This is a genomic window from Pseudomonas wadenswilerensis (assembly GCF_024749185.1).
GTDB classification, from domain to species: domain Bacteria; phylum Pseudomonadota; class Gammaproteobacteria; order Pseudomonadales; family Pseudomonadaceae; genus Aquipseudomonas; species Aquipseudomonas wadenswilerensis.
Genome location: NZ_CP087191.1, coordinates 211,877 through 233,318, shown reverse-complemented (window position 1 = coordinate 233,318; position 21,442 = coordinate 211,877). Strand labels below are relative to the sequence as shown.

The following is a 21,442-nucleotide window of genomic DNA, read 5'->3' as shown; positions in this document are numbered from 1 at the left end:
CTCTATTTACGCAGCAGGCGCAGGCCATTGAAGACCACCAGCAAACTCACGCCCATGTCGGCGAACACCGCCATCCACATGGTTGCCATGCCGGCGAAGGTGACTGCCAGGAAGATCGCCTTGATCCCCAGGGCCAGGACAATGTTCTGGGTCAGGATCGCCGCACTCTGGCGCGAGAGCCTGACGAAGGCCGGAATTTTGCGCAAGTCATCATCCATCAGCGCCACGTCGGCGGTCTCGATGGCGGTATCGGTACCGGCCGCAGCCATGGCAAAACCGATCTCGGCCCGGGCCAGTGCCGGCGCATCGTTGATGCCGTCGCCGACCATGCCGACCCGATGGCCCTGGGCGTACAGGTCTTCGATGGTCTTGAGCTTGTCGGCCGGCAGCAGGTTGCCGTGGGCCTGGTCGATACCGACCTGGGCGGCAATGGCCTGGGCCGTGTGCGGATTGTCGCCGGTCAGCATGACTGTCTTGATACCCAGCTCATGCAATTCGGCAATCGCCTCGCGGCTGCTCTCCTTGACCGTGTCGGCGACGGCGAACAGCGCCAGCGGGCCGGACTTGTCGAGCAGCAGCACGACGGTCTTGCCCTGACGCTCGAGGGCATCGAGCCGGGCTTCGAGCTGCGGCGAGCACAGGCCCAGTTCTTCGACCAGGCGATGGTTGCCCAGGTGATACAGCTCGCCGTCAATCTCACCGCGTACGCCGCGACCGGCCAGGGCTTCGAAGGCCGTCACTTCACTCAGGGGCAGTTGCTGCTCAGTGGCGAACACGGCAATGGCACGGGAGACCGGGTGGTCGGAGCGGTCGGCGAGGCTGGCGGCCAGCGCCTGGGCACGGCCTTCGAACAACGGCTCAAGCACTTCATGGTCGGTTTGCACCGGCTTGCCATGGGTGATGGTGCCGGTCTTGTCCAGGGCCAGGAAGTCGAGTTTGCGCCCGCCTTCCAGGTACACCCCGCCCTTGACCAGGATGCCTTTGCGCGCCGCCGCGGCCAGGCCGCTGACGATGGTCACCGGGGTGGAAATCACCAGCGCACACGGGCACGCCACCACCAGCAACACCAGGGCCCGGTAGATCCAGTCGAACCAGGCGCCAGCCATGAACAGCGGCGGAATCACCGCTACCGCCAGGGCGAAGGCGAACACGGCCGGGGTGTAGATGCGCGAGAACTGGTCGACGAAACGCTGGGTCGGTGCCCGCGCGCCCTGGGCCTCTTCCACCGCCTTGATGATCCGCGCCAGGGTCGATTGCCCGGCTGCCGCCGTCACCCGGTACTCCAGCGCACCGGCCTGGTTGATGGTCCCGGCGAATACCTTGTCGCCCGGGCCCTTCTCTACCGGCAGGCTCTCGCCGGTGATCGGCGCCTGGTCGATGCTCGACTGGCCGCTGACCACCTCACCGTCCAGGCCGATGCGCTCGCCAGGGCGCACCCGCACCAGCGCACCGAGGGCGACCTGCTTGACGTCCAGCTCACGCCACTGGCCATCGGCGTCCTGTACGGTGGCGAGGTCCGGGCTCAACTGCATCAGGCCGCCAATAGCGTTGCGCGCGCGGTCCAGCGAGCGCGCTTCGATCAGCTCGGCGACAGTGAACAGGAACATGACCATGGCCGCTTCCGGCCACTGGCCAATCAGCACCGCGCCGGTCACAGCGATGCTCATCAGCGCGTTGATATTGAGGTTGCCGTTCTTCAGGGCAATCCAGCCCTTCTTGTAGGTACTCAGGCCACAACTGAGGATCGACACCAGGGCAACCAGGGCAACCACCCAGGAAGGCGCCAGTTCGGCGAAATGAATCGCCTCGGCACCCAGCGCTGCCACACCTGCCAATGCCAGCGGCCACCAGTGCTTTTTCACCGGTGCAGGCGCAGCGGCAGTTTCCTCGGTGGAATCGCTCAGCGGTTCAGCCTGCATGCCCAACGAGGCAACCGCCTGCTCAATGGCGACGGTGTCGGCATGGGTATGGCGCACGCCGAGGACGCGATTGATCAGGTTGAACTCCAGCTGCTCGACCCCCGCCAGCTTGCCCAGCTTGTTCTGGATCAGCGTCTGCTCAGTCGGGCAATCCATGGCCTCGATGCGAAAACGGCTCAACCGCGCACCGGCGCTACTCGCCTCGCTCAGTTGCACCAGCGCCGGCGCGGCGTCGTGGGAACAGCAGCTGTGGGCGTGTTCGGCATGTTCATGCTTGGCGTGATCATGGCTGTGCTCATGATCGTGGGAGTCTTTACCGGGGGTGTGGCTGACAGGCTGGTTCATGGGTTCATCCTTAAATGTCCTGTTGCCAAGTGAACACCCTGTAGCCACTATAGGGTCAAGCCACTTGTCGAGGTATTTGCAGATGAAGATCGGAGAACTGGCCAAGGCCACCGATTGCGCGGTGGAAACCATCCGTTACTACGAGCGGGAAAACCTGCTGCCGGAGCCGGCGCGCAGCGAGGGCAACTACCGGATGTACACCCAGGCCCACGTCGAGCGCCTGACCTTCATCCGCAACTGCCGCACCCTCGACATGACCCTGGAAGAAATCCGCAGCCTGCTGCACCTGCGCGACAGCCCGGAAGACCAGTGTGAAAGCGTCAATGCGTTGATCGATGAGCATATCCAGCACGTCAAGGCGCGCATCGACGGGCTGCAGGCACTGCAGGCACAACTGCTGGAACTGCGACAGCACTGCCATCCCAAGGAGGTGCAGTGCTCGATCCTGCAGCATCTTGAGGTCAATGGTGCGGTGACGGCGCCAGAGGCGGAGCATTCACATGTGGGCAGAAGCCACGGGCACTGATTGAGGTACCTGTAGGAGCGGGCTTGCCCCGCGAGGCGATGTGAAAGACAGATCGCTATCGCGGGGCAAGCCCGCTCCTACAGACAGCCCAGCCAGTTCAGTGGCAGAACTCAGACCGCCATCGGCGCCGTCATCGGCGCGTGGTGCTCGTAGCCTTCGAGGCTGAAGTCGCTCGGTTCGATCTTCTCCAGCCACTCCGGCTCGTACACGCCGGTCTTGGCGAACTCCGGCACGCGATCATTGATCACCAGCTTCGGCGCTGCCAGCGGCTCGCGCTTGAGCTGTTCGTTGAGCATGTCCAGGTGATTCTCGTAGACGTGCGCATCACCGATGAAGTAGGTGAACCAGCGCGGCGTGTAGCCGGTCAGGCGGCCCATCAGCGACAGCAAGGCGGCGCCTTCGGTGAGGTTGAACGGCGTGCCCAGGCCCAGGTCGTTGGAGCGGATGTAGAGAGTCAGGGAAATTTCCCTGGTCTCGACATTCGGGTGGAACTGGTACAGCAGGTGGCACGGCGGCAGGGCCATCTCGTCGAGTTGGGCGCAGTTCCAGCCGTGAAACAGGATGCGCCGGCTGCCCGGATCGTTGTGGATGGTGTCGATGCACTGGCGGATCTGGTCGATGGCCTTGTACAGCACGACAAAGGCTTCGCCGTCTTCTTCGGCCTGGGCGATCTGCTGGAAGCCCTGGCTCTTGGCCAGTTCGATGGCCGCCGGATTGCTCAGCGGGATGCGCTTGTAGGCCGGCCACTGGCGCCATTGCACACCGTAGATCTCGCCGAGGTCGTCATGGCCCTGGCGGAACGGGTTGGCCAGCCACTGGGCATTCTCGTTGGCGTTCTGGTCCCAGACCTTGCAGCCCAGATCGCGGAACTCGCCAGCGTTCTTCACGCCGCGCAGGAAGCCGACCATCTCGCCAATCGCCGACTTGAACGCCAGCTTGCGGGTGGTGATGGCCGGGAAGCCCTTCTGCAGGTCGAAGCGCAGCATGGCGCCCGGCAGGCTGATGGTGCGGATGCCGGTACGGTTACCCTGCAGGGTGCCGTTTTCGATCACGTCACGGACCAGATCTAGATACTGTTTCATGGCTTACCTGTAGCTAGGACGGCAGGGGATCGCCCTGCCGTGGAAATTCAAACGGCGGCCTTGGCCGTGGGTTTGCGGTTGTAGGCCCACCAGATCAGGCCGATGCCGCCGAGGATCATCGGCACGCAAAGCAACTGGCCCATGGTCAACCAGCCAAAGGCAAGGTAGCCAAGCTGGGCGTCGGGTACCCGCACGAATTCGACGATGAAGCGGAAAATTCCGTAGAACAGCGCGAACATGCCGGAAACCGCCATGGTCGGGCGCGGTTTGCGCGAGTACAGCCAGAGAATCAGGAATAATGCCACACCTTCCAGGGCGAACTGGTACAGCTGCGACGGGTGACGCGGTAGCTGCGCCGGATCGCTGAACGGCGGGAAGACCATGGCCCACGGCACGTCGGTGGCCTTGCCCCACAGCTCGGCGTTGATGAAGTTGCCGATGCGCCCGGCGCCCAGGCCGATCGGCACCAGTGGCGCGACGAAGTCCATCAGCTCGAAGAACGACTTGTTGTTGCGCTTGCCGAACCACAAGGCCGCCAGCATCACGCCGATGAAGCCGCCGTGGAACGACATGCCGCCCTTCCATACCTCGAAGATCAAGGTCGGGTTGGCCAGATAGGCGTGCAGGTCATAGAACAGCACATAGCCCAGGCGCCCGCCGACAATCACCCCCATCGACAGCCAGAACACCAGGTCGGAGAGCTTTTCGCGGCTCCAGGTCGGGTCAAAGCGGTTCAGGCGACGCGAGGCCAGCAGCCAAGCGCCGCCGATGCCGATCAGGTACATCAGGCCGTACCAATGGATTTTCAGCGGACCCAGGGCCACTGCCACTGGATCGATCTGCGGGTAAGGCAGCATGGTGACTCCTCTCGTTAAAGCAAAAAGCTCAGGCCGACGCAGAACAGCAGCGCGGCGAATAGCCGTTTGAGCAAGCGTGGCGACAGTTTATGCGCCAGGCGCGCGCCGAAGCGGGCGAAAAACATACTGGTCAGGGCAATCCCGAGCAGCGCCGGCAGGTACACGAAGCCCAGGCTGTGCGCCGGCAGGTGCGGGTCGTGCCAGCCCAGCCAGATGAAACTCAGGGCGCTGGCCACGGCAATCGGGAAACCACAGGCCGAGGACGTCGCCACCGCCTGCTGCATGGGCAGGCTGCGCCAGGTCAAAAACGGCACGGTCAACGAACCGCCGCCAATGCCAAAGATCGCCGAGGCCCAGCCGATGACGCTGCCCGCGACAGTCAGCCCGGGCTTGCCGGGAATTCCGCGGCTGGCCTTGGGCTTGAGGTCCAGGGCCATCTGCGCGGCGATCACCAGGGCGAACACACCGATGATCTTTTGCAGCATCGGGCCCTGGATCGCCGAAGCGGTCTTGGCGCCGATACCGGCGCCGATCAGTATGCCCAAGGTCATCCAGACGAAAATCGGCCACTGCACCGCGCCCTTGCGATGGTGTTCGCGGATGGCATTGACCGAGGTGAAGACAATGGTCGCCAGCGAAGTACCCACCGCCAGGTGGGTCAGCACCGAAGCGTCGAAGCCTTGCACGGTGAAACTCAATACCAGCACCGGCACGATGATGATGCCGCCACCAACGCCGAACAGCCCAGCCAGCACGCCTGCGCAGGCGCCCAGCGCCAGATAGAGCACGAATTCCATTGTCGCCCCCGTAAATTCAGTCCGGCATGGTAACGGAAGGTAGGCCTGCGGCTCTAGTGAAGACACATTAAGTCGATGGATCGCGTCAGGCGCTATGGGTAGAGTGGGCAAAAACACAGAGGTCCACCTATGTGTCTGATCGTTTTCGCCTGGCGGCCGGGCCATGCCCAGCCGCTGATCGTCGCGGCCAACCGTGATGAGTTCTACGCCCGCCCCAGCCGTGTACTGGGGGCCTGGGAGGATGCGCCCGGGGTTTATGCCGGGCGTGACCTTGAAGCCGGCGGCACCTGGCTGGGTGTCGGGCCCAACGGCCGTTTTGCCGCGCTGACCAATATCCGCGACCCGCAGCAGCCCCAGGGCACCCGTTCACGGGGCGAGCTGGTGGCGGCATTCCTGCGCGGTGAGTTGGGGGTTGAGGCTTATCTGGACCAGGTCGCCAGCCGTAGCCAGCAGTATTCGGGGTTCAACCTGCTGGTCGCCGATAGCGTGCATCTGGGTTACCTGAATGCCCGGCAAGCCACGCCGCTGCTGCTGGGCGAAGGGGTTTACGGCGTGTCCAATGCCGGGCTGGATACACCCTGGCCAAAGCTGCTCAAGGCACGGGCGGGGTTGCAACAGCACCTGGCCGATCCGCAGCCGGAGCGTTTGCTGGAATTGCTTGGGGATAACCTGCCGGCGGCGGACAGCGAGCTGCCGGAGACCGGCGTGGGGTTGGGTACCGAGCGCTTGTTGTCGAGCGTGTTTATTGCCAGCCAGAACTACGGGACGCGGGCAAGTACGGTGCTGATTGTCGAGGCGGATGGTCGGCGACGGTTGCTGGAGCGCAGTTTTGGGCCGCTTGGCGGGCATCTGGGGGAGGTGTGCTTGCAGGTCTGACGCTATCGCTGGCAAGCCAGCTCCCACAGGGTCGGTGAATGCAGGTCCATTGTGGGAGCTGGCTTGCCAGCGATGGGCTGCAAAAAGCAGCCCCAAAATCACAAGGCCTTGCCCACCCCGGGCCCGATCATCCGCGCCAGGCCCAGGTTCTTCAGGGCCAACTGCAGCGAGCTGTGGATAACTTGCGGGTTGTCGATGCCCATGGCCTGGGCCAGCAGCTCCTTGGATTTGCTCAGGCTGACCTGGCGCAACATCCACTTCACCTTGGGCAGGTTGGTGGCGTTCATCGACAGGCTGTCGAAACCCATGGCCATCAGCAGCACCGCCGCCGCCGGATCACCGGCCATCTCGCCACAGATGCTCACCGGCTTGCCTTCGGCGTGGGCATCGCGCACCACGTTCTGCAGGGCCTGGAGCACCGCCGGGTGCAGGTAGTCATAGAGGTCGGCGACGCGCGGGTTGTTGCGGTCAACCGCCAGCAAGTACTGGGTCAGGTCGTTGGAGCCGACCGAGAGGAAGTCCACCTGGCGCGCCAGCTCGCGGGTCTGGTACACCGCTGCGGGGATTTCGATCATCACCCCCACCGGCGGCATCGGCACGTCGGTGCCTTCGTCGCGCACTTCGCCCCAGGCCCGGTGGATCAGGTGCAGGGCCTCTTCGAGTTCGTGGATACCGGAAATCATCGGCAGCAGGATGCGCAGGTTGTTCAGGCCTTCACTGGCCTTGAGCATGGCGCGGGTCTGCACCAGGAAGATTTCCGGGTGATCGAGGGTGACGCGAATACCGCGCCAGCCGAGGAACGGGTTGTCTTCCTTGATCGGGAAGTACGACAGCGCCTTGTCGCCGCCGATATCCAGGCTGCGCATGGTCACCGGCAGCGGGTGGAAAGCCGCCAGTTGCTCGCGATAGATCGCCAGCTGCTCCTTTTCACTGGGGAAGCGCTGGTTGATCATGAACGGCACTTCAGTGCGGTACAGGCCGACGCCTTCGGCGCCACGTTGCTGGGCGCGGGCGACATCGGCGAGCAGGCCGGTGTTGACCCACAACGGCATGCGGTGACCATCGAGGGTTACGCAAGGCAGTTCGCGCAGGGCGTCGAGGCCCTGGGCCAGCTGGCGCTCCTCTTCGACCACTTCGGCGTACTGCTTGCGCAGCACTTCGCTGGGGTTGGTGTAGACCTCGCCCTTGTAGCCATCGACGATCATGTCGATGCCGTCGACCTTGGAATACGGCAGGTCGACCAGGCCCATGACGGTCGGGATGCCCATGGCCCGGGCCAGGATGGCGACGTGGGAGTTGCCCGATCCCAGTACCGAGACCAGGCCGACCAGCTTGCCTTCCGGCACTTCGCCGAGCATCGCCGGGGTCAGTTCTTCACTGATGAGAATACTGTTGTCGGGATAGACCAGCGACAACTGACGGGCCTCCTGCAGGTAGGCCAGCAGTCGCCGGCCCAGATCCTTCACATCGGAAGCCCTCTCGCGCAGGTAGGCATCGTCCATCAGCTCGAAGCGATTGACGTGCTCACCGACCACCTGGCGCAGCGCGCCCTGGGCCCACTGGCCGGTCTTGATCACCTGCACCACTTCACCGCCCAGGGCCGCGTCTTCGAGCATCATCAGGTAGACGTCGAACAGCGCGCGCTCTTCCGGGCGCAACTGGGTGGCGAGCTTGGCGGAGAGGTTGCGCATGTCTTCGCGCACCCCTTCCAGGGCGTTGTTGAACAGTTTCAGTTCGGCGTCGATGTCATCGACGCTCTTGTCCGGTACCACGTCGAGATCGGCCGGTGGCAGCATGACCACCGCCTTGCCCACCGCAGCGCCGGGTGAACCAGGGACACCGACGAACTTGGCCTCCTGGATACCCTTGCCCTGACGGCCCAGGCCGCGGATCGAACCGGTGGCCTCGGCATGGGCGATAACCCCGGCGAGCTGCGCGCTCATGGTGACCAGGAAGGCTTCTTCGCCTTCGTCGAACTGGCGCCGCTCCTTTTGCTGGATGACCAGCACCCCGACCACGCGGCGGTGGTGGATGATCGGCGCACCGAGGAAGGAAGCAAAACGCTCCTCGCCGGTTTCAGCGAAGTAGCGGTAACGCGGGTGGTCGGCGGCGTTTTCCAGGTTCAGCGGCTCTTCCCGGGTACCGACCAGGCCGACCAGACCCTCGTTGGGCGCCATGCTGACCTTGCCGATCGAGCGTTTGTTCAAACCCTCGGTGGCCATCAGCACGAAGCGGTTGGTCTCGGGGTCGAGCAGATAGACGGAGCAGACCTGACTGCCCATGGCCTCTTTTACGCGCAACACAATGATCCCCAACGCCGTCTTGAGATCCTTGGCGGAGTTAACTTCCTGGACGATCTTGCGCAGCGTATTGAGCATGGCTCGGGGTCGAACTCCGTCGTCAGTCGCGCGCCAGCAGGCGCGGGGCAAGCTCTTTGAGAGCGCGGCGGTAAACCTCGCGCTTGAATGTCACCACCTGGCCCAGCGGATACCAATAGCTGACCCAGCGCCAGCCGTCGAACTCCGGTTTACCGGTCAAGTCCATTCGCACCCGCTGCTCGTTGGAAACCAGGCGCAGCAGGAACCATTTCTGTTTCTGGCCGATGCACAGCGGTTGGCTGTGGGTACGGACCAGGCGTTGGGGTAAACGATAACGCAACCAGCCGCGGGTGCAGGCAAGAATTTCAACATCATCTCGCTCCAGCCCCACTTCTTCGTTCAGCTCGCGGTACAGGGCATCTTCCGGCGTTTCCTCGGGGTTGATACCTCCCTGGGGAAACTGCCAGGCATCCTGGTTGATCCGTCGAGCCCATAGCACCTGCCCAAGATCATTCGTCAGAATGATCCCGACATTGGGGCGAAAACCATCGGGGTCGATCACGGCAGCAACCTCGCAAACGCATGTCACGGCATTGTTCCACAAAGGTCACAAGGCCAGCAACGCGCCTGTTTACCTTATGTGCACCGATGTGAAAAGTCCGTATTCTGTGGGACTTTTCAGATGTTATGCGAGTGACTTAAATGCGCCTGGCTTTATTCGATCTGGACAATACGCTCCTCGGTGGCGACAGCGACCACGCCTGGGGGGACTACCTGTGCGAACGGGGCATTCTCGACCCGATCGCCTACAAGAACCGCAACGACGAGTTCTATCAGGACTACCTGGCTGGCAAGCTGGACCTGAACGCTTACCTGGAATTCACCCTGGAAATCCTGGCGACCACGGAAATGGCCCAACTCGACGAATGGCATCGCGACTTCATGCGCGATTGCGTCGAGCCGATCATTTTGCCCAAGGCCCTGGCCCTGCTGGAAAAGCACCGCGCCGCGGGCGACAAGCTGGTGATCATCACCGCCACCAACCGTTTCATCACCGGCCCGATCGCCAAACGCCTGGGCGTTCAGACCCTGCTGGCTACCGAATGCGAAATGCTCGACGGTCGTTTCAGCGGGCGCAGTACCGATATACCGTGCTTCCGTGAAGGCAAGGTTACGCGTCTGAACCGCTGGTTGCTGGAAAACGGCTACAGCCTGGAAGACAGCTACTTCTACAGCGACTCGATGAACGACTTGCCGCTGCTGGAGAAGGTCACCCGCCCGGTGGCGGTCGACCCCGACCCGAACCTGCGCGCCGAAGCCGAGAAACGCGGCTGGCAGGTGATCAGCCTGCGGGATTGATGGGTGGCTCAGCGCGGCTCAAGCCCGCTCCTACAGGAGCGGGCTTGAGCCGCGCTGAGGCCCGTCAGACCGGTTTGGCGCCCATTAAGCCGGCGATGGCAATGAAGCAGACGCCGCTGAACACCGCCAGCGCCAGGGTGAACTTCGGGTTGCCCACGGTCGGTGCCGTACGCAGGCGATTGACCCGCGCCAGCAGCCAGAACCAGCTAAACGCACCGAAGGTGTAGATCACGCTGGAACCCAGCACCCAGGTCTGGCCCAACGGCCAGCCGATCAGGTGCACCAGCCACCAGCCAGTGAACGGCATGCTCACCAGGCAGATGCCCATCAACAGCCAGACAAACACCAGCGGCCGGGCCATCAACCGGGTGTGGGCACTGGCGTCACCTTTGCGGCGCGCCAGAAAGGTCCAGATCGCCAGCCCCAGCGCGCTGCCCAGCAGCAACACGGTGGCCAGGATATGGGCGGTTTTCAGGGTAGTCAGCAGTTCCATTTCTTCTATCTTCCTCAGGCGTTGCCCAAAAGCGTAGACGCTCAGCCCAGGAACAGCCGGTACGCCGGGTTATCGGTTTCGTCCCAGTACGGGTAGCCAATCTTGGCCAGGGCTGCCGGGACCAGGTGGCGCTCATCATCCGGAACTTGCAGGCCGGCGACCACGCGACCATCGGCCGCGCCATGGTTGCGGTAATGGAACATCGAGATGTTCCAGCGCCCGCCAAGCTTGTTGAGGAAGTTGAACAGCGCGCCCGGACGCTCGGGGAACTCGAAGCGCAGCACCAACTCGTCGCTGACCCGCGCAGCATGGCCACCGACCATATGGCGGATGTGCAGCTTGGCCAATTCGTTATCGGTCAGGTCGAGTACCGGGAAACCTTGCTCGGTCAGGCTCTGGATCAGCGCACTGCGCGGGTCGGTGTCCGGGTGGGTCTGCACGCCGACGAAGATGTGCGCTTCGCCATCAGCGTGGTAGCGGTAGTTGAATTCGGTGATCTGGCGCTTGCCGATCGCCTCGCAGAAGGCCTTGAAACTGCCTGGCTGCTCGGGAATGGTCACGGCGATGATGGCTTCGCGGCCCTCGCCCAATTCGGCCCGCTCGGCGACATGGCGCAGGCGGTCGAAGTTGACGTTGGCGCCGGAATCGATGGCGACCAGGGTCTGCCCGGTCACGCCATTGAGTTCGACGTACTTCTTGATCCCGGCAACACCCAGGGCCCCGGCAGGTTCGGTGATCGAGCGGGTATCGTCGTAGATATCCTTGATTGCCGCGCAGATCTCGTCGGTACTGACGGTGATCACCTCGTCGACGTAGTCCTTGCAGATGTCGAAGGTGTGCTGGCCGATCTGCGCCACTGCCACGCCATCGGCAAACAGCCCGACCTGCGCCAGCACCACACGCTCACCCGCGGCCATGGCGGCCTGCAGGCAGTTGGAGTCGTCCGGCTCGACGCCGATCACCTTGATCTCCGGGCGCAGGTACTTCACGTAGGCGGCGATGCCGGCGATCAGGCCGCCGCCACCGACCGGGACGAAGATCGCGTCCAGCTGGCCCGGGTGCTGACGCAGAATCTCCATGGCCACGGTGCCCTGCCCGGCGATGGTGTGCGGATCGTCATAGGGGTGGATGTAGACAAAGCCCTTTTCGTCCACCAGCTTCAGCGAATAGGCCAGCGCTTCCGGGAACGAGTCACCGTGCAGCACCACCTTGCCACCGCGCGAACGCACGCCTTCGATCTTGATCTCGGGGGTGGTCTTGGGCATCACGATGGTGGCCTTGATCCCCAGCTCACGGGCCGCCAGGGCCACGCCCTGGGCATGGTTGCCGGCCGATGCGGTGACTACGCCACGGGCCAGTTCCTCAGCACTGAGCTGGGCCAGCTTGTTATAGGCACCGCGAATCTTGAAGGAGAACACCGGCTGCAAGTCTTCACGCTTGAGCAGGATGTTGTTGCCCAGACGCTTGCTCAGCTGGCCGGCGGTCTGCAACGGAGTTTCGACGGCAACGTCGTAAACGCGCGAGGTGAGGATCTTCTTGACGTACTGTTCGAGCATCGGGAAAGCATCACTGAGCGGTTGGGCGGGGTTTGCGAGTCTACCCCAGCGCCCTGTCGGGCGACCACAGCAAGGCAGGGGTTTTAGCCGCTATACTACGCGCCTTCACGATACTCCTCCCCGCTTCGGAGCCCGCATGACCCAGGACCAACTCAAACAGGCTGTCGCCCAGGCCGCTGTCGATTTCATTCTGCCCAAGCTCGACGACAAGAGCATCGTCGGCGTCGGCACCGGTTCGACCGCCAACTGCTTCATCGACGCCCTGGCCAAGCACAAGACCGCCTTCGACGGCGCCGTGGCCAGTTCCGAAGCGACCGCTGCACGCCTGAAGGGTCATGGTATTCCGGTGTATGAGCTGAACACCGTCAGCGACCTGGAGTTCTACGTCGACGGCGCCGACGAAAGCGACGAGCACCTGAACCTGATCAAGGGCGGTGGCGCGGCCCTGACCCGCGAGAAGATCGTTGCCGCCGTGGCCAAGACCTTCATCTGCATCGCCGACGCCAGCAAGCTGGTGCCGGTACTGGGCGCCTTCCCGCTGCCGGTCGAAGTGATCCCCATGGCCCGCAGCCACGTGGCGCGCCAGCTGGTCAAGCTCGGCGGCGACCCGGTGTACCGCGAGGGCGTGCTGACCGATAACGGCAACATCATTCTCGATGTGCACAACCTGCAGATCACCAACCCGGTCGAGCTGGAAAGCCAGATCAATGCGATTGTCGGCGTGGTCACCAACGGCCTGTTCGCGGCGCGGCCGGCGGATTTGCTGTTGCTGGGCACTTCGGAAGGGGTCAAGAGCCTCAAGGCCTGAGGTGTCTGATTCGGGGCTGCCTTGCAGCCCATCGCTGGCAAGCCAGCTCCCACAGGTTCTGCTTGTGGGAGCTGGCTTGCCCCGCGATGAAACCTACTCGGTCGGCTTCTTGAACACGTAAAACAGGTTCGGCTCGCTGACCAGGTAAATGGTCCCGGCATCGTCCATGGCGATGCCTTCGGCCTGCGGCACGCTCTTCTTCAAGCCCTGAAAGCCCTTGCGCAGTGACAAGGTGCTCAGCGGTTTGCCCTGCACGTCCAGCTCCAGCACCAGCTGAGACTCATCCGACAACGCCAGCAAGTGGCCGCTGCGCTCATCGAACTGCAAGCTCGACAGATCACGCACAAACAGCCGCGAATCACGCTTCTGGTCCTGTACCACATGCACCGCATACGGCTGTTCCGGGTTGTCATGGGGGAAACCATGCACCTCGTAGATCAGCATCGGGTCGCGCTCCTTGGCCACGAACAAGCGCTTGCCGGCCGAGTCATAGGCCAGGCCTTCGAAACCCTTGTTGCCGTTCAGGCCAATGCCCAGGGTCAGCTGCTCGGCATCCTTGGCGTCGAGAAACGGCGTGTTGTCGTTCAGGCGCACGCGAATCAGGCGCTGTTCGCGCTCGTCGGTGATCACGTAAGTGTTGGCGCCGACGTATTCCACCGCCTCCGGGTCGCCAAACCCGGTCAACGGCACGCGCCGCAGAATGCGCCCGTCCAGCGACAGCTCGATCAGCTCAGGGCGTTTATTGGTAACGGTAAACAGGCTATTGCGATCGGGGTCGAAGGTCAGCGCCGAAATGTCTTCATCCAGGCCTTCGATAGGCTTGGCTTCAAGCACTACCTTGTACTGGTCCAGACCAATGCTTTGCTCGAACGGCTGCCACCAGGTCTTGACGTTGAACCAGCCGCGTTCGAACAGACGGTACTGCTGCCCGGCCACAGCGACCAGGAGCAAGGCGAACAGGCTCAATACCAGGAAAATCAGCGGCAGGCGGATGTAGCGGCGCATTCAGGTGGACTCTTTAGGTGACAGCCTGAATCTTCCCACACTCAACTGAAGCGAAACTTAAAACCTGACGTAGGAAAAATCTGAAATCAGGGCTTTTTGAAACGATAGAACAGATCCGGCTCACTGACGATGTACAGCGTGCCATGCTCGTCCATCGCCACGCCTTCAGCGCGTGGAATGCGCTTCTTCAGGCCGTTGAAGCCGCCCAGCAGGGTCATGAAGCTGACCTGCTCGCCCTTCTCGTCCAGCTCCAGGAGCATGTTGGAGTCGGCGGACAGCACCAGCAGGTGCCCGGTACGCGGATCGACGCCCAGCGCCGAGAGGTTGCGCAGGTCCAGCTCGTCGCTGGGCAGCGGCTTCTTGTCACCGGTCAGCGGGCTGTGGCCGTCGCTGTTCCAGGTGAACAGTGCCGGCGGCCGCTCTTCACCGAGGATGATGCGCTGCTGCAAAGGGTCCCAGGCCACGGCTTCGAAGGCCTTGTTCTGGTTTTCCGATGGGCCGAGGTCAAACTGCGGGAAGTCGGCGATATTCAGCGAACGGGTATCGGCATTGAGGGTGACGATGGTCAACTTGTGATCGCGCTCATCGACAATCGCCAGGCGCCCGCCTTCGAGCACGGCCACCCCTTCAGGATTGCTCCAGCCCACCAGCGGCATCTTGCGCAGCACGTCGCCTTCAAGGGTCAGCTCGACCAGAAAGGGATTCTTGCCCATGACCGCGAACAGGGTTTTGCTCACCGGGTTGTAGGACAGGTCGGAAGCTTCATCATCCTCCATGCCTGGCAGCACTTTGGCGTCGATATCGACCTGGTAGTCCGGCAGCCAGATGCTGGCCTGTTGCTCAATCTTGCTTTCGAAACGCTCCTGCAACCAGAGCAGGCCACGGTCATCCCAATGCATGGCAATCGCCACGCCGTAACCGATGATCGCTGCGGCAACCAGCCAGGTGGACCAGCGCAAGGCCAGGCCACGCTTGCGCGCAGGCGGCAGGGAATTACTCGAAGGAAGAGGAGTGGCCATGGGGTTGTGCTCTTTTTGCCAGTTGATAACACATTACCGGCACGTTCGCTGAGCCAGGTCCGCAAGCATTATCCGCATCGATTGTGAAAAAAATGGCAAAAGCCGACGGGCAGCATGGCAGCCGGTGATTCTGGCTGCCATGCCAACAGGTTAAAGCACCTGGCTTTCGAAACGGCTGACGCCTGGTAACTCGACCACCAGCTTGTCGCCAGGATTGAGCGGGCCGACGCCAACCGGGGTACCGGTGAGGATCACGTCGCCGGCCAGCAGCGAGAATTGCGTGGCCATGTGCTGGATCATCGGCACGATCGGGTTGAGCATCAGCGCGCTGTTGCCGTCCTGGCGAACTTCACCGTTGAGGGTCAGGCGGATGCCGATGTCGGTCAGGTCTTCAAAGGCACTGACCGGCACGAACGGCGGCAGTACGCAGGCGCCATCGAAGCACTTGGAGCGTTCCCACGGCAGGCCTTTTTCCTTCAGCTGCGCCTGCAGGTCGCGCAGGGTCAGGTCCAGGGCCGGGGCGAAGCCGGAGATGGCGTCGAGCACTTCTTCTTCGGTCGGGTTGGTAGACAGCGACTTGCCGAGCAACACGGCAATTTCCGTCTCGTAGTGCACCGAACCGCGTTCAGTCGGGATCTTGAAGCCGCTGTCGAGCGGCACCACACAACTGCCCGGCTTGATGAACAGCAGCGGCTCGCTAGGGATAGGGTTATCCAGCTCTTTGGCGTGCTCTGCATAGTTGCGCCCGATGCACACCACCTTGCCCAGCGGATAGTGAATACGCGTGCCGTCTACATACTGGTGCTGATAGCTCATTACCGACTCCTGGCGCTATTGGATGCTCTTGTGCCTGTGGCTTACTCGACAGCGAAGATCTTGCCCGGGTTCATGATCCCGTTGGGATCGAACGCTGCCTTCACTGCTTTCATGTACTCGATTTCGACCGGCGAGCGGCTGTAGGTCAGATAGTCACGCTTGGTCATGCCGACGCCGTGCTCGGCAGAGATCGAGCCGTTGTACTTCTCGACGGTCTCGAACACCCACTTGTTCACCGTCGCGCACTTGGCAAAGAACTCGTCCTTGCTCAGGTTCTCCGGCTTGAGGATGTTCAGGTGCAGGTTGCCGTCGCCAATGTGGCCGTACCAAACCACTTCGAAGTCCGGATAGCTTTCTGCGACGATCGCGTCAATATCCTTGAGGAACGCCGGCACTTTCGACACGGTGACCGAAATATCGTTCTTGTATGGGGTCCAGTGCGAGATGGTTTCAGAGATGTACTCGCGTAGCTTCCAGAGGTTTTGCAGCTGCTGTTCGCTCTGGCTCATGACGCCGTCCAGCACCCAGCCCTGCTCCACGCAGTGCTCAAAAGTGGCCAGGGCGTCATTGGCCACATCCTCGTTGCTGGCTTCGAACTCCAGCAATACATAGAACGGGCAGTCGGTCTCGAACGGTGCCGGCACATCGCCGCGCCCCATGATCTTGGCCAGGGCCTTGTCAGAGAAGAACTCGAATGCCGTCAGGTCGAGCTTGCCACGAAATGCGTGCAACACCGGCATGATCGAATCGAAGTCCGGGGTACCGAGCACCATGGCCGTGAGGTTGTTCGGCGCGCGGTCCAGGCGCATGGTCGCCTCGACCACGAAGCCCAGGGTGCCTTCGGCGCCAATGAACAGCTGACGCAGGTCGTAGCCGGTGGCGTTCTTGATCAGGTCCTTGTTCAGCTCGAGCAGGTCACCCTTGCCGGTGACGACCTTGAGGCCAGCCACCCAGTTACGGGTCATACCGTAGCGAATCACCTTGATCCCGCCGGCATTGGTGCCGATGTTGCCGCCAATCTGGCTGGAGCCTGCCGACGCGAAGTCGACCGGGTAATACAGGCCCTTGTCCTCGGCAAAATCCTGCAGCTGCTGGGTAACCACCCCCGGCTGACAGACCACCGAGCGGTCGAATTCGTTGAAGTCGAGAATCTGGTTCATGTAGTCGAAGGCCACGACCACCTCGCCATTGGCCGCTACCGCTGCAGCCGACAGCCCGGTGCGACCGCCCGACGGCACCAGGGCGACCTTGTGCTGGTTGGCCCAGCGCACGATGGCCTGAACCTGCTCGATGCTCTTGGGGAAGACGATGGCCGAGGGCGCCGGAGCGAAGTGCTTGGTCCAATCCTTGCCGTAGGCCTCAAGGGAGGCCGCGTCGGTCAGCACCTTGCCGGGCTCTACCAGGGTCATCAGCTCATCAATCAGCGCAAGATCGGTCATCGATAGAACTCTCGAACTATTCATAGTCACCCTGAGCACTCTTCACGTCCCAGGGATGGGCGTATCGGGGGGTACTCATGCTAGCATACGCCCCCCGCTGATCGTGCTTCAGGCCGATGCTGCGAGAGCTTCACTTCCCTGCCATTTTTCTCCGGGACACAGGTTTACGCAGATGAGCAAGACTTCTCTCGATAAGAGCAAGATCAAGTTCCTTCTTCTCGAAGGCGTCCACCAATCCGCCGTGGACGTCCTCAAGGCCGCCGGGTATACCAGCATCGAGTACCTCACCGGTTCTCTGCCCGACGCTGAGTTGAAAGAAAAGATCGCCGATGCCCACTTCATCGGCATCCGCTCGCGCACTCAACTGACCGAAGAGGTTTTCGACTGCGCCAAGAAACTGGTCGCTGTCGGCTGTTTCTGCATCGGTACCAACCAGGTTGACCTGAACGCCGCTCGCGAACGCGGTATCGCCGTGTTCAACGCACCGTACTCCAACACCCGTTCGGTGGCCGAGCTGGTGCTGGCAGAAGCGATCCTGCTGCTGCGCGGCATCCCCGAGAAAAACGCTTCCTGCCACCGTGGTGGCTGGATCAAGAGCGCGGCCAACTCCTTCGAGATCCGCGGCAAGAAGCTGGGCATCGTCGGCTACGGCTCGATCGGTACCCAGCTGTCGGTCCTGGCCGAAAGCCTGGGCATGCAGGTGTTCTTCTTCGACCCGCTGACCAAGCTGCCATTGGGCAATGCTACCCAGGTCACCAGCCTGAACGAGCTGTTGGGCCTGGCCGACATCGTCTCGCTGCACGTGCCTGAGCTGCCATCCACCCAATGGATGATCGGCGAGAAAGAAATCCGCGCGATGAAGAAAGGCTCGATCCTGATCAACGCCGCCCGCGGTACCGTGGTCGAGCTGGATCACCTGGCTGCTGCGATCAAGGACAAGCACCTGATCGGCGCCGCCATCGACGTGTTCCCGGTCGAGCCGCGCTCCAACGACGAAGAGTTCGAAAGCCCGCTGCGTGGCCTGGACAACGTGATCCTGACCCCGCACATCGGCGGCTCCACCGCTGAAGCCCAGGCCAACATCGGTCTGGAAGTGGCAGAGAAGCTGGTCAAGTACAGCGACAACGGTACTTCCGTGTCGTCGGTCAACTTCCCTGAAGTGGCCCTGCCGGCGCACCCGGGCAAGCACCGTCTGCTGCACATCCACGAAAACATTCCGGGTGTGCTCAGCGAAATCAACAAAGTGTTCGCCGAAAACGCGATCAACATCTCCGGTCAGTTCCTGCAGACCAACGAGAAAGTCGGTTACGTGGTGATCGACGTTGATGCCGAGTACTCGGACCTGGCGCAAGAAAAACTGCAACAGATCAAGGGCACCATCCGCTCCCGCGTTCTGTTCTAAGTTTTCCGTGCGACAAAAAAAGGGAGGCCGTGATGGCCTCCCTTTTTTATGCCCGCCTTACTTGACGGTAACGGTGATCTTCTTCGACTCGACGCTCGGCTTGAACGGCACGTGGAACTTGTCGCCCAGCACCAGTTGCAGGGTGTGCTTGCCCGGGGTCAGGGTCAGTTTTACTTCAGTCTGTGCCTTGCCGAAGTGCAGCACTTGCGGGCCAGCCGGCAGCGGTGCGTTGTTTTCCGGCAGCAGGCTGGTTGGCAGCACCTGATCGGCCGCAGGCTGTTGGTCGACATCCACCAGCAAGTGGTGGTGACCGCTGTGTGGGGTCTGATCACCCGCTGGCTTGAGCTCCATGCCCTCGATGCCGAACTTGACGGTAAAGGTCTTGTCGACCGTGGCGCCATCGGCCGGGGAAACAATGAAGACCTTGGCGTCTTTTGGCGGCTCCTGGCTTTTCAGGCCATCGGCGGCAGCGGCAAAGGCCGAGACACCCATCAGCAATCCGGCGACGGCTGCACGCGAAAATAGGCTTTTCATTCACTTCTCCTGTGTTTTACTTCAATAACCCTTGCCACTGAACGAACGGCAATGGTGGATTACCATAGTCCAAATGCGTCAAAACATGTTTAACAACGCTGACAGAAAAAATTTCGCCGCCAGTTAAACATCCTGCACCTGACGTGGTCCTAAGTTGCGTTCGACCGTGACAATTACAGAAAGTCGCGGCGACTCGATTTCACTGCCAAGCATTCAAGGGGCTTAAATGCGTTTTGCCATTGGGGTACTACTTGCCACGCTGCTCAGCCCATGGGCACAGGCCGAGCTGATCGACGACATCAACGACCGTGGTGAACTGCGCATTGCCGTAGAAGCCAACATGGCGCCGTTCAACTTCAAGGACGAAAACAAAAAGCTGAGCGGTTTTGAAGTCGAGCTGGGGGAGTTGCTGGCCAAAGAACTCGATCTGCGCGCCGACTTTGTCGTGGTTGAATCCAACGACTTGCTGCAAGGTGTTGAAAGCGGCAAATACGACATCGCCCTCAACCACGTCGCCGCGACCCCGGAGCTCAAGGAACGCCTGGACTTCAGCGAGCCCTACGCCTATTCCAGCGCCCAGTTGATCGTACGCAAAGAAGAAAAGCGCCCACTGAGCACCCTTGAGGCACTCAAGGGCCATAGCCTGGGCGTCGTCCAAGGCAGCCAGTTCGCCGAACAGGCCCGGGGGGTAGAAGGTGTGGACTTGCGCAGTTACCCGGATGCCACCCAGTCGATCAAGGACGTGGCCAACGACCAGATCGATGCGGCCATCAGCGACCGCCTGCTGGTGCCCTATGCCATACGCGACAGCCAGCAGCCGGTAAGCAAAGGCGCAACGGTGGGACCGATCCTGAGCCTGGCGATTCCGTTCCAGAAGGGTAACCCGGCGTTCCAGAGCGCTGTGGACAACGCCCTACAGCGAATCAAGGCTGACGGCCGGCTGAGCGAGTTGTCGCAGAAGTGGTTTGGCATGGATGCGAGCAAGCCGCCGAAGCAGTAAGTGAGTGGGGCTTTTTTGCAGCCCATCGCTGACCCTTGTGGGAGCTGGCTTGCCAGCGATGAGGCCTTCGAATCAAAGCTGTTTCAGGGCCAGCTCCGCCGCCTCAAGCTCCAGCTCACTGAACACCTGCACCCCTTCGCGGCGCAGCAGCGCCGTGGTTACGCCCTCGCCCGCCACTTTGGTGCCGCTGAACGTCCCGTCATAAGTCAGCACATTGCCGCACGACGGGCTGCCGGACTTGAGCACCGCAATCCGGATGCCATGACGGCGCACCAGCGCCAGCGCCAGTTGCGCCCCGGCCAGAAACTGCGCACTGACATCCTCACCCGTGATGGTCAGCACCTGGGCATTCCCCTCAAGCACCGCAGCGCCCTGGCCACCGGGGATCTCCGCCGGTGGCCGTGGCGTTGGCAACCCGCCAGCCACTTCAGGGCACAAAGGCACGATCCGTCCCTCGGCCTGCCACTGCTGGAGCAGATCCGGATGGCCACTGGCGCGCCCGTCATAACGCACCGGCTGACCGAGCAGGCAGGCACTGACCAGAACCTTGTGCATCTCAGAACGGCTCGTTGCCACGGCGGCGGAACCAGCCGGTAAGTGACAGGCGATCGCGCTGGGCCGGCAACACCTCATGGGGCACTTCGCCGGAGAGGAACACTACCAGGCAACCGCCGATCGGCTGCACGTCGTGCTCGACGTCGCCCTTGAGGGTCATGCGCAACTGGCCGCCGTGTTCGGGCTGCCAATCCTGGTTGAGGTAGATCACCGCAGAGACCATGCGCCGGTCGTCATCGCGAAAGCGGTCGACGTGCTTGCGGTAGAAGGCCCCCGGTGGATACAGGGCGAAGTGACACTCGAAGTCCTCAAGGCCCAAAAACAGACCGCGATTAAGAGCCAGGCGCAGGCTGTCCATCAGCTCGAGGTAGTGGTCGCAAGGCGCGGCCAGGCCGGGCTCCAGCCACTGGATACGATCACCGCGGATGCCCTCGCGGACCTCCTGGGCAACGCCCCGACCCACCGCTGCTGGTGCAAGCTCGCCCTCGGCGGCGCGTTTGCGGCACTCGGCCGCCAGCGCCAGGGTCAGAGACTCTGGAAGAAAGGTATCTTGCTGCGACCAGCCACAGGTGGCCAGGTCGTCGACGATGCGCAACAGCAGGGGGTCATCAGGGGATATGTGCATGTCGCGCATAGTATCGATCTGCCGCGAAATCCGACAGCGCCACTTGGCCGAGAGAGTGCAATGGCTTCTCGACAAAGCCCCGCCATGGCAAGGACAATAGCGCCCTGCCGA

General features: G+C 62.2%; 21 protein-coding genes. 6 read left to right on the top strand and 15 right to left on the bottom strand.

Features of this window, described 5'->3' with window-relative positions; all coding sequences use genetic code 11:
* Positions 1 to 2: 2 nt before the first annotated feature.
* Positions 3 to 2,264: a heavy metal translocating P-type ATPase gene (locus tag LOY45_RS01040; protein ID WP_134061185.1), complete on the bottom strand. Its 2,262-nt coding sequence runs from the start codon at positions 2,262 to 2,264 to the stop codon at positions 3 to 5.
* Between the two features lie 82 nt (positions 2,265 to 2,346).
* On the opposite strand from LOY45_RS01040, the gene cadR reads away from it, so the two are divergent.
* Positions 2,347 to 2,790 carry a Cd(II)/Pb(II)-responsive transcriptional regulator gene (gene cadR, locus LOY45_RS01035; RefSeq protein WP_010222147.1) on the top strand — a complete coding sequence of 148 codons (444 nt, stop codon included), beginning with the start codon at positions 2,347 to 2,349 and terminating at the stop codon, positions 2,788 to 2,790.
* A 110-nt stretch (positions 2,791 to 2,900) separates the two neighbouring features.
* Here the strand turns inward: cadR and LOY45_RS01030 are convergent, their stop codons facing one another.
* From LOY45_RS01030 to LOY45_RS01020, 3 genes are read right to left on the bottom strand one after another with little or no spacing between them, the layout of a single operon-like run.
* On the bottom strand, positions 2,901 to 3,872 hold the full coding sequence (locus LOY45_RS01030) for a thymidylate synthase (RefSeq protein ID WP_115089439.1): 972 nt from the start codon (positions 3,870 to 3,872) through the stop codon (positions 2,901 to 2,903).
* Between the two features lie 47 nt (positions 3,873 to 3,919).
* Positions 3,920 to 4,729 carry a prolipoprotein diacylglyceryl transferase gene (lgt, locus tag LOY45_RS01025; protein ID WP_115089440.1) on the bottom strand — a complete coding sequence of 270 codons (810 nt, stop codon included), beginning with the start codon at positions 4,727 to 4,729 and terminating at the stop codon, positions 3,920 to 3,922.
* A 14-nt stretch (positions 4,730 to 4,743) separates the two neighbouring features.
* Entirely contained in the window at positions 4,744 to 5,526 is a 783-nt protein-coding gene (locus LOY45_RS01020) for a sulfite exporter TauE/SafE family protein (protein ID WP_115089441.1), read from the bottom strand.
* 129 nt (positions 5,527 to 5,655) lie between these two features.
* Between LOY45_RS01020 and LOY45_RS01015 the strand changes: the two genes are divergently transcribed.
* The gene (locus LOY45_RS01015; protein ID WP_115089442.1) at positions 5,656 to 6,402 is read left to right on the top strand and encodes an NRDE family protein; all 747 of its coding nucleotides are present in this window, start codon (positions 5,656 to 5,658) and stop codon (positions 6,400 to 6,402) included.
* Between the two features lie 98 nt (positions 6,403 to 6,500).
* Here the strand turns inward: LOY45_RS01015 and ptsP are convergent, their stop codons facing one another.
* Entirely contained in the window at positions 6,501 to 8,780 is a 2,280-nt protein-coding gene (ptsP, locus tag LOY45_RS01010; RefSeq protein WP_115089443.1) for a phosphoenolpyruvate--protein phosphotransferase, read from the bottom strand.
* Positions 8,781 to 8,802: 22 nt separating this feature from the next.
* Positions 8,803 to 9,282 (bottom strand): RNA pyrophosphohydrolase, encoded by a 480-nt coding sequence (locus LOY45_RS01005; RefSeq protein ID WP_010222140.1) that lies wholly within the window; start codon positions 9,280 to 9,282, stop codon positions 8,803 to 8,805.
* Positions 9,283 to 9,422: 140 nt separating this feature from the next.
* Between LOY45_RS01005 and LOY45_RS01000 the strand changes: the two genes are divergently transcribed.
* Positions 9,423 to 10,079, top strand: a complete 657-nt coding sequence (locus LOY45_RS01000) for a histidinol-phosphatase (RefSeq protein WP_258578635.1) — start codon at positions 9,423 to 9,425, stop codon at positions 10,077 to 10,079.
* Positions 10,080 to 10,143: 64 nt separating this feature from the next.
* Here the strand turns inward: LOY45_RS01000 and LOY45_RS00995 are convergent, their stop codons facing one another.
* Both LOY45_RS00995 and ilvA read right to left on the bottom strand, forming a co-directional pair.
* Positions 10,144 to 10,572: a DUF2269 family protein gene (locus LOY45_RS00995; protein ID WP_115089445.1), complete on the bottom strand. Its 429-nt coding sequence runs from the start codon at positions 10,570 to 10,572 to the stop codon at positions 10,144 to 10,146.
* A gap of 41 nt (positions 10,573 to 10,613) precedes the next feature.
* A complete protein-coding gene (gene ilvA, locus LOY45_RS00990; RefSeq protein WP_115089446.1) occupies positions 10,614 to 12,128 on the bottom strand; it encodes a threonine ammonia-lyase, biosynthetic in 1,515 nt (504 codons plus the stop codon).
* A 136-nt stretch (positions 12,129 to 12,264) separates the two neighbouring features.
* Between ilvA and rpiA the strand changes: the two genes are divergently transcribed.
* A complete protein-coding gene (rpiA, locus tag LOY45_RS00985; RefSeq protein WP_010222132.1) occupies positions 12,265 to 12,936 on the top strand; it encodes a ribose-5-phosphate isomerase RpiA in 672 nt (223 codons plus the stop codon).
* Positions 12,937 to 13,029: 93 nt separating this feature from the next.
* Here the strand turns inward: rpiA and LOY45_RS00980 are convergent, their stop codons facing one another.
* The 4 genes from LOY45_RS00980 to LOY45_RS00965 all read right to left on the bottom strand — a co-directional run bounded on the left by LOY45_RS00980 (position 13,030) and on the right by LOY45_RS00965 (position 17,215).
* Positions 13,030 to 13,941, bottom strand: coding sequence for an SdiA-regulated domain-containing protein (locus LOY45_RS00980; protein WP_134061184.1), 912 nt, complete (start codon positions 13,939 to 13,941; stop codon positions 13,030 to 13,032).
* Positions 13,942 to 14,027: 86 nt separating this feature from the next.
* Entirely contained in the window at positions 14,028 to 14,960 is a 933-nt protein-coding gene (locus LOY45_RS00975; protein WP_115089448.1) for an SdiA-regulated domain-containing protein, read from the bottom strand.
* A 150-nt stretch (positions 14,961 to 15,110) separates the two neighbouring features.
* Positions 15,111 to 15,776 carry a fumarylacetoacetate hydrolase family protein gene (locus LOY45_RS00970; protein WP_115089449.1) on the bottom strand — a complete coding sequence of 222 codons (666 nt, stop codon included), beginning with the start codon at positions 15,774 to 15,776 and terminating at the stop codon, positions 15,111 to 15,113.
* Between the two features lie 41 nt (positions 15,777 to 15,817).
* Positions 15,818 to 17,215, bottom strand: coding sequence for an FAD-binding oxidoreductase (locus LOY45_RS00965; RefSeq protein WP_134061183.1), 1,398 nt, complete (start codon positions 17,213 to 17,215; stop codon positions 15,818 to 15,820).
* Positions 17,216 to 17,387: 172 nt separating this feature from the next.
* Between LOY45_RS00965 and serA the strand changes: the two genes are divergently transcribed.
* Positions 17,388 to 18,617 carry a phosphoglycerate dehydrogenase gene (gene serA / locus LOY45_RS00960; protein ID WP_115089451.1) on the top strand — a complete coding sequence of 410 codons (1,230 nt, stop codon included), beginning with the start codon at positions 17,388 to 17,390 and terminating at the stop codon, positions 18,615 to 18,617.
* A gap of 57 nt (positions 18,618 to 18,674) precedes the next feature.
* Here the strand turns inward: serA and LOY45_RS00955 are convergent, their stop codons facing one another.
* Positions 18,675 to 19,151, bottom strand: coding sequence for a DUF4399 domain-containing protein (locus LOY45_RS00955; protein ID WP_115089452.1), 477 nt, complete (start codon positions 19,149 to 19,151; stop codon positions 18,675 to 18,677).
* Positions 19,152 to 19,377: 226 nt separating this feature from the next.
* On the opposite strand from LOY45_RS00955, the gene LOY45_RS00950 reads away from it, so the two are divergent.
* Positions 19,378 to 20,151 carry a transporter substrate-binding domain-containing protein gene (locus LOY45_RS00950; protein ID WP_258578634.1) on the top strand — a complete coding sequence of 258 codons (774 nt, stop codon included), beginning with the start codon at positions 19,378 to 19,380 and terminating at the stop codon, positions 20,149 to 20,151.
* 72 nt (positions 20,152 to 20,223) lie between these two features.
* Here LOY45_RS00950 and LOY45_RS00945 read toward each other — a convergent pair whose 3' ends face one another.
* Positions 20,224 to 20,706, bottom strand: coding sequence for a 2-thiouracil desulfurase family protein (locus tag LOY45_RS00945; protein WP_115089454.1), 483 nt, complete (start codon positions 20,704 to 20,706; stop codon positions 20,224 to 20,226).
* Between the two features lies 1 nt (position 20,707).
* Positions 20,708 to 21,340, bottom strand: coding sequence for a 2OG-Fe(II) oxygenase (locus LOY45_RS00940; RefSeq protein ID WP_258578633.1), 633 nt, complete (start codon positions 21,338 to 21,340; stop codon positions 20,708 to 20,710).
* Between the last annotated feature and the right edge of the window lie 102 nt (positions 21,341 to 21,442).